Genomic DNA, 1,146 nt, shown 5'->3' on the forward strand with positions numbered 1-1,146 from the left:
ATATAAGTCTTTATTTTTTCAAAATTCTTTTCCATAAATAAGATTGCTGGTACTTCAATTATTGGAAGATTATTTTCATTATCAAAAGCTGGACACGGTTTGGGAACTACCAAATAGTCAACTGAGTTTTTATCCCTAATATAATTAATTGAAACATCATAATACTTAGAGAAATATTCCTTCAAATCATCCTGATTCCTTAAAAATGGTAGAGAAAATATTGAACCATAATTTATACCAGCGTCGACAATTAATACAAAGCATATTTTTTTCATGATACACCCTCCTCGTATAATAAGTTTTAAGTTAATAACTGTTCCTTGAAAATTAAATAGTTTTTATCTTCAAGAGCTACATCAAAAAATGATGTATGGGTAAAATTTAGTCTTGGATACTGGGGGATTTCCCTAGATAATGGAAGTATAGAAATGGATCCATCGGGAATATGCTTACTCCCCCTGTAGTTCGACCACGTTAAAAGACTGTGACCCAGGCCAAAATGCACTGCATACGCACAAGCTGTATCGGTTTCCTTCACTTACCTCTCATAGTGGTGGGAGGGCAGCTAAAAAGAAGTCCTGGTGGAAGTTTTGGAAATTAGTACCATTTTTTAATTGATAACAAGTAAAAGAGACCTTATAGGGTATTTTACTGTTTTCGCTCACATGGATTGTCTTATACATCTAAGTTGTTTCTACATAAATATCTGTAATCTCACCTATTACTATATCTTTAAAAAATTTCCAACAGAACCAATAAACCGTTATAAAAAGTATTTAAAATAATAACAAATAGGTATAATAATTCCCACTATAGAAAATACAATACTTCCTAAATTAAATGCAGAAAGTTTCGCACGATGAACTTGAATTTCACCTAAATCTACCCCTCCACTAAAATGCTTATCCATAACTTTAGCGATGTTTTGTTGTTGATTAACAAAATAAGGTATTAGCCATATACAGCAGAACAAAATAATACTACCAAAAAAGAGTGTGTCAATAATTGAAGCTCTCCAATTTAATGAAGTAATGACTATGAGAACAAATTCTCCCACCATAACAATTACCATAGTTACTACATATCTGGATTTTTCAGAAACGTTTTTAAATACAGTCTCGTCCAGAATTTTTTCTATTTTAGTCC

Annotated in this window: 2 protein-coding genes; both read right to left on the minus strand. The window is 31.4% G+C overall.

Annotated features, from left to right (window positions below; all coding sequences use genetic code 11):
• On the minus strand, positions 1–275 hold a 275-nt coding region (locus ACQGS6_RS28990; protein ID WP_375869775.1), incomplete at its 3' end, for a hypothetical protein.
• 488 nt (positions 276–763) lie between these two features.
• Positions 764–1,146, minus strand: a 383-nt coding sequence (locus tag ACQGS6_RS28995) for a hypothetical protein (protein WP_426966071.1), incomplete at its 5' end; no start/stop codon positions are given.

Source organism: Bacillus sp. GMs2/2 (genome assembly GCF_050172095.1).
Lineage (GTDB): Bacteria > Bacillota > Bacilli > Bacillales > Bacillaceae_G > Bacillus_A > Bacillus_A cereus.